5 protein-coding genes and 1 riboswitch are annotated in these 6,131 nt (G+C 55.6%); of the genes, 1 reads left to right on the top strand and 4 read right to left on the bottom strand.

Annotated features, from left to right (window positions below; genetic code table 11):
• Positions 1–256: 256 nt before the first annotated feature.
• The 4 genes from cpdA to thiC all read right to left on the bottom strand — a co-directional run bounded on the left by cpdA (position 257) and on the right by thiC (position 4,356).
• Positions 257–1,063, bottom strand: coding sequence for a 3',5'-cyclic-AMP phosphodiesterase (cpdA, locus tag ABJM11_RS20155; protein WP_348292857.1), 807 nt, complete (start codon positions 1,061–1,063; stop codon positions 257–259).
• A 196-nt stretch (positions 1,064–1,259) separates the two neighbouring features.
• The gene (locus ABJM11_RS20150) at positions 1,260–1,745 is read right to left on the bottom strand and encodes a DUF1249 domain-containing protein (RefSeq protein WP_348292855.1); all 486 of its coding nucleotides are present in this window, start codon (positions 1,743–1,745) and stop codon (positions 1,260–1,262) included.
• A gap of 1 nt (position 1,746) precedes the next feature.
• Entirely contained in the window at positions 1,747–2,364 is a 618-nt protein-coding gene (locus ABJM11_RS20145; RefSeq protein WP_348292853.1) for an NUDIX domain-containing protein, read from the bottom strand.
• Positions 2,365–2,478: 114 nt separating this feature from the next.
• Positions 2,479–4,356, bottom strand: a complete 1,878-nt coding sequence (gene thiC, locus ABJM11_RS20140) for a phosphomethylpyrimidine synthase ThiC (RefSeq protein ID WP_348292851.1) — start codon at positions 4,354–4,356, stop codon at positions 2,479–2,481.
• 75 nt (positions 4,357–4,431) lie between these two features.
• Positions 4,432–4,546: riboswitch (TPP riboswitch) on the bottom strand.
• Positions 4,547–4,704: 158 nt separating this feature from the next.
• Here thiC and ABJM11_RS20135 point away from each other — a divergent pair.
• Complete coding sequence (locus ABJM11_RS20135) at positions 4,705–6,108, top strand: TolC family outer membrane protein (protein WP_036203512.1); 1,404 nt, start codon at positions 4,705–4,707, stop codon at positions 6,106–6,108.
• Positions 6,109–6,131 lie beyond the last annotated feature (23 nt).

Here is a 6,131-nt window from a genome sequence, read left to right as displayed (position 1 = left end):
AATGTCCGGGGAGGTACTGGCCAGTTCCAGCTTGCAGTGACACAGCCTGGAGAGGTGTTCGGTCAGTTCGAAACGGGCGACCACGAACAGGTCTTTGGGGAGTTGGCCAAGGGTGGCCGTGAACTGCAGTCCGGTTGCCTGAGGCATGTCTTCGATCCCTGAAGAAGTTAATGTCTTTCGCTCGTCCTGAGCGGAGATGGAATTATATACGTAAATTGACCGCCTTTAACAGGCCGGCCAGCGTGTCAAAAAACTGTTAATAGCCGGAACTGGTGCTGTCCAGATCGAACACGAAATCCGTGGCCCTGCTGACTTCCGTAGTGAAATCTCCTGAAGGCAGCAACTCGAACCAACGATAACCGGGCGCCTTGTCCTCTACCGAAAACTCCACCGAACCGGCAGTAAACTGGATGCAAGTGGACGGTGTGGCCAGAAGGCGAATACCGTTGCGGGTCTGATCCAGTTCCTGGTGAATATGTCCCCAAAGTACGATTCTAACCTGTGGAAAACGGTCTATCACCTGCCAGAAGGCATCACGATTCCGCAGCCCGATCGGCGACATCCATTCGGTATCAATTTCTATGGGATGATGATGAAGAGCGACGAGCGTCGGAGTATCAGGGGTTTGGCTGAGAGCCTCCTCAAGGAAGACCAGTTCCGATTCCGCCAGCTCACCAAATACCTTGCCGGGAACCGAGGTGTCCAGTAATAAAAACTGCCACCCACCCTGAACAATACGGCGCTGGTTGGCCTGTCTTTCTGCGGCGATACGGCTCAGCAATGGCGAGTCATCATGATTGCCGGCCATCCAGGCCGATGGGCAACGAAACACCTTCAGCTTGTCACCAAAAAGCCGGTAGGCTTCTTCGGTCGCGTCCTGGGCGATGTCCCCGGTGGCAAGGATGAGATCCGGCTGACCATGGTCGTGCAGCGCCTGCGCGATCACAGCGTCCAGACTGTCTCTGGTATTGACACCCAGCAGCTCACCGCCCGGATCGGCCATCAGGTGCGGGTCGGTCAGTTGTAGCACCCGAAGGGCACGCTGGTTGTCATTCTCGGTCATGGCGCTCGTGTTTCTTGCGTTTTCGCAACACTCACTGGTGATGCAGGCATATTGGCAGACTATTCAGTTTCTACGACTGCATCCGGAATATTCATCACATTCTGTTCAGGCTTTTGGACCTAATTGCCTGTTTTGACAACTCTCGCACACTCTACAGCGCACTCTATGCCAATAACTTGGGGGCAAACATACAACCTTAGTCCACGCCTTCCCCGGCGGACCAGGCGGCGTGTTCCATGGGCAGGTGACCAAATCGCAGGCAGTAGTCCAGCCAGTCGGCCAGGAAGCTGTTGACCTGAACCTTCTCGTCCGGGTGGTGCATAAACCGGTTCGGGTAGTCGTTCACCGGGGCGATGTGCCGGTCGCGGTAACAGCTGATCACCTCTGCCATGTTGGCATCGTGATAAACCCGCACGGTCAGCTGGGGATTGTTAAGCCAGCGCCCGGAATTGTGCACCTGCTCCAGCAGCAGGGTTTCGGTATACTTTGTGGTTTGCAGCACTTCGATGCGCACCCTGCCCAGGTACTGGTCCTCACGGTGAAGCTCGAATTCGCAAATCGGCTGGCCTTTGGCCTCCAGCTTCCGCAATCGGTGAAGCCGCATGTAGTTACCATCACACAGCGCGCCGAAACGTCGTAAATCCGGTACATAGCGCCGGGGTTTCATCACCCATTCTGTCATATCAGCTCCAACCTTCCCGCAGTCGCGGGCGATTCAACTGCAACCACTGCAGCGCGATAATTGCTGCGGCGTTATTGATACGTCCATCATAAATCATTGCGATGGCTTCGTCGGCGCTGAATACGTGGGCACGGATATCTTCATGTTCATGCTCCATGCCAAACAGGCCGCCCGCGGATTCGGTGCTGATACGACCACAGAAAAGGTGGATCAGTTCCGTGCTTCCGCCAGGAGAAACCAGGTAGTCGCAGATTTTTTCGAGTGGTTCAAAGGTCAGTCCGGCTTCTTCCTGACCTTCCCGCTGGGCCACCTCTTCCGGCGACTCGCCGTCCTCGTTCATGCCTGCCACAAGCTCCAGCAACCAGGGGGACTGGTCACGGCCAAGGGCGCCGAGGCGGAATTGTTCCAGAAGGACGACCTCGTCCCGATCAGGATCGTAGGGTAATACGCAGGTGGCATCGCCGCGGATGAAGAGTTCGCGGGTGAAGGTGGGCATTTCATCGCCATCGAAGCGCGGGTGGGTCAGCCAGAGTTTGTCCATGCGGAAGAAGCCCTGAAAGACGGTTTCGCGCTTTTCAATTTTGACGTCGCTGGCTTTGAACTGGAAGGGTTCAGTCATTGCTGTGTTCGGATCCGTTTTTGAGAACGATTCTGAACGATAGCCGTTGTTTTGGTTTGGGTGCAAGCCTTGTGCTCGTGGCTCAGACGCCAAACCAAACAGTCTTACAAAAACTCAGACCTTGTCATAAAGCTTGGACCCGGCCTCCACAAACTCCCGGGACTTCTCCTTCATACCGGCATCCACCGCCGAAACTTCGTCAAGCCCATGCTCCTTGGCATAGTCCCTGACCTCCTGGGAAATCTGCATGGAACAGAACTTCGGGCCACACATGGAGCAGAAGTGAGCCACCTTCGCGGAGTCCTTGGGCAGGGTTTCGTCGTGGAAGGCGCGCGCGGTGTCCGGGTCCAGGCCGAGGTTGAACTGGTCTTCCCAGCGGAATTCGAAACGAGCCTTCGACAGGGCATTGTCGCGGATCTGGGCACCGGGGTGACCTTTCGCCAGGTCAGCGGCGTGGGCGGCGATCTTGTAGGTGATGATGCCGGTTTTCACGTCGTCCTTGTTGGGCAGGCCCAGGTGTTCTTTCGGGGTGACATAGCAGAGCATGGCGCAGCCGTACCAGCCGATCATTGCCGCGCCGATACCGGAAGTAATGTGATCATAGCCGGGGGCAATGTCCGTGGTCAGTGGCCCGAGGGTGTAGAACGGTGCCTCATCACAGCATTCAAGCTGCTTGTCCATGTTTTCCTTGATCAACTGCATGGGCACATGCCCAGGACCTTCGATCATCACCTGGACATCGTGCTTCCAGGCAATCTTGGTGAGCTCACCCAGGGTTTCCAACTCGCCAAACTGGGCTTCATCGTTGGCATCGGCGATGGAACCGGGACGCAGTCCGTCGCCAAGGCTGAAGGATACGTCGTAGGCCTTCATGATTTCGCAGATGTCTTCGAAGTGCTCGTACAGGAAGCTTTCCTTGTGGTGGGCCAGGCACCATTTGGCCATGATGGAGCCGCCACGAGACACAATACCAGTGGTACGCTTGGCCGTCATCGGCACATGGTGCAGACGCACGCCAGCGTGAATGGTGAAGTAATCCACGCCCTGCTCTGCCTGTTCGATCAGCGTGTCGCGGAAGATCTCCCAGCTCAGATCCTCGGCGGCGCCGCCGACTTTTTCCAACGCCTGGTAGATGGGCACGGTGCCGATGGGAACCGGCGAATTGCGGATGATCCACTCGCGGGTTTCATGGATGTTCTTGCCGGTGGACAAATCCATGATGGTGTCGGAACCCCAGCGAGTGCCCCAGGTGAGCTTCTCGACCTCTTCCTCGATGGAAGAACTGACCGCCGAGTTGCCGATGTTGCCGTTGATTTTTACCAGGAAGTTGCGACCGATGATCATCGGTTCGGTTTCCGGGTGATTGATATTGTTGGGAATAATCGCCCGGCCGCGGGCAACTTCGTCCCTGACAAATTCCGGCGTAATTTCTTGCGGCAGGGACGCGCCGAAGGACTGGCCCGGGTGCTGATCCTTCAGTAGACCCTGCTCTCGCGCTTCCTGCAGCTTCATGTTCTCGCGGATGGCCACAAATTCCATCTCAGGAGTGATGATCCCCTGGCGGGCATAATGCATCTGGCTGACGTTCTTGCCGGGCTTGGCCCTCAGAGGCTTGCGCTCGTCCATAAAACGGAGTGGGTCCAGCAGGGGGTCTTTCATCCGGCGACGCGTGAATTCAGAGGTGTAATCGGATAGCTGCTCTACATCTCCGCGCTCCTCAATCCAGGCCGAACGGATGGGCTTGAGCCCCTTACGCAGGTCAATGGTGGCTTCAGGGTCGCTGTACGGACCGGAGGTGTCATAAACGGCAACGGGCGCATTTTTCTCGCCACCCATGTCGGTCGGCGTATCGCCCACAGTAATTTCCCTCATGGGCACCCGAATATCAGGTCGGCTACCCTGAACGTAGATTTTTCGGGACTGGGGCAGCGGCTTGATGGCTGCAGAATCGACTTTTGCTGAATCGCTGAGATAGGAAGGTATTGTTGTCATAGTGCGTCCCCGGGGTTGATTAGGTATACGGGTCGCGTATGACGGGCAGTGATCACAGAACGGTTCTGTGTCGTTGCAGCATATTGTCTCAAATCTCTACGCCGGTATTATCCGGATCAGGTTGCGGGTTCTGCATGGCAATCTCAGCCGGCGGTCAGATGTTCTGACGCCAGCACCCCGTCAAGACGCGAAATCAATGTAATTGACACTTACAATCAGTGCCGACTGCAAGTGTAGAGCTCAGGCCGATTATTGTCCATAATGACGAGCCTGAAACGCTCAATGGCTATCTGAACATATGTGGCCAGGCATTCCAACACGCCGGGTGATTCACAAACAGGAGACATCATGAAGAAACGACTGCTTTCCGGGCTGATTGGACTGCTCGCAGCCCAGCCTGCACTATCCATGGATCTGGTTGAAACGTACGAGAAAGCACTCTCCTATGATTCCGGCATTGCATCGGCTCAGGCTCAGTTCCAGGCGCAGCAAGCTGCCGTTGACGTCAGTAAAAGCTCCCTGCTGCCGCAAATCACGGCAACAGGGTCAGTAAACCACACAGATTTTGAGCCCCATAACGCATTCAGCGGCTCAGGGAACGATGAGTTGGCGCGACAGTTTTTTTCGGGTGACAGCTACAAGGCTTATCGTTACGGCGTTGAGTTGAGCCAACCTATATTCCAGGCCAGCGACTGGTTTACATACGAAGCCAGCCAATTCCAAACAAAGGCTGCTGAAGCCCAATACAACCTGTCCCAACAACAACTGATTCTCGATGCAGCAACCGCCTATTTCAATGTTTTGCGGGCTCAGGATACAGTTACCACCGCGAGAGCAACTGAAGCTGCCATTCAGCGCCAATATGATCAGGCCCAGGAACGCTTTGAAGTGGGCCTTATCGCCATAACCGAAGTATACGAAGCGCGGGCCAGCTATGACGATGCCAGAAGCCAACGCATCGCTGCTGAAAATCAACTGAACATTGCAAAAGAACAACTGGCGCGACTAACCGGCGATTACCCTACCGCTCTGGAAAACCTTCGGCAGAACTTCCCTCTTAGGCGCCCTGAACCGGCAAACCCAGCATCCTGGGAGTCAAGAGCCCTCAAAAACAACTGGTCTCTTCAAACGACCCTTTTCCAGCTTAACGCAAGTCAGTCCGACCTGAAAGCGGCCAAGTCAGGCCATTTGCCAACGCTTGAGCTTACCGCCTCCTATCGTGAAACTCGTCTCGACAACGCCTTATCAACAACACAAGAAGGCACTGAGGGCGTCATTGGCCTGTCCCTCAATATTCCTCTATATACAGGAGGAGGAACGAAGGCTAGCGTGCGTCAACAGCGCTCGCTGGTGACGGCTGCCGAACATGACCTGAATACAGCGCGCCGCGATGTACGTGTAAACACGCGCAGCCTGTTCCTGACCATTGACAACAACATTGAGGCCGCCAATGCACTTGAACAGACCATCATTTCCCGCCGCAGTGCATTGGATGCCACCCGTGCCGGTTACGAAGTGGGTACACGGAACATCGTGGAAGTGCTGGATGCGGAACGGAACTATTACGTGGCACTGCGTGACTTCGCCAATGCCCGTTACGACTACGTGATTAACACCCTGAACCTGAAACAGGCAGCTGGCACCCTAAGCCCTCAGGATCTGGTTGACCTGAACAATTGGCTGAGCGCATCAGCGCCGGGGATTGAAGCCATGGCTAACGAACAGGAAACCATCGACAACCCCTCTCAGTAAACTGATGCAAACCAGGCCGGGGC

Origin of the sequence: Marinobacter sp. (assembly GCF_039977835.1) — a bacterium.
In the GTDB taxonomy this organism is placed as follows: Bacteria; Pseudomonadota; Gammaproteobacteria; order Pseudomonadales; family Oleiphilaceae; genus Marinobacter.
The sequence above is the reverse complement of the archived record's forward strand: the minus strand, read 5'-3'. Positions and strand labels throughout refer to the sequence as shown.

Excerpts from the sequence above, each read along its gene's own strand:
- thiC (WP_348292851.1), bottom strand. The coding sequence starts at position 4,356 with ATGACAACAATACCTTCCTATCTCAGCGATTCAGCAAAAGTCGATTCT.
- ABJM11_RS20145 (WP_348292853.1), bottom strand. The coding sequence starts at position 2,364 with ATGACTGAACCCTTCCAGTTCAAAGCCAGCGACGTCAAAATTGAAAAG.
- ABJM11_RS20135 (WP_036203512.1), top strand. The coding sequence starts at position 4,705 with ATGAAGAAACGACTGCTTTCCGGGCTGATTGGACTGCTCGCAGCCCAG.
- cpdA (WP_348292857.1), bottom strand. The coding sequence starts at position 1,063 with ATGACCGAGAATGACAACCAGCGTGCCCTTCGGGTGCTACAACTGACC.
- ABJM11_RS20150 (WP_348292855.1), bottom strand. The coding sequence starts at position 1,745 with ATGACAGAATGGGTGATGAAACCCCGGCGCTATGTACCGGATTTACGA.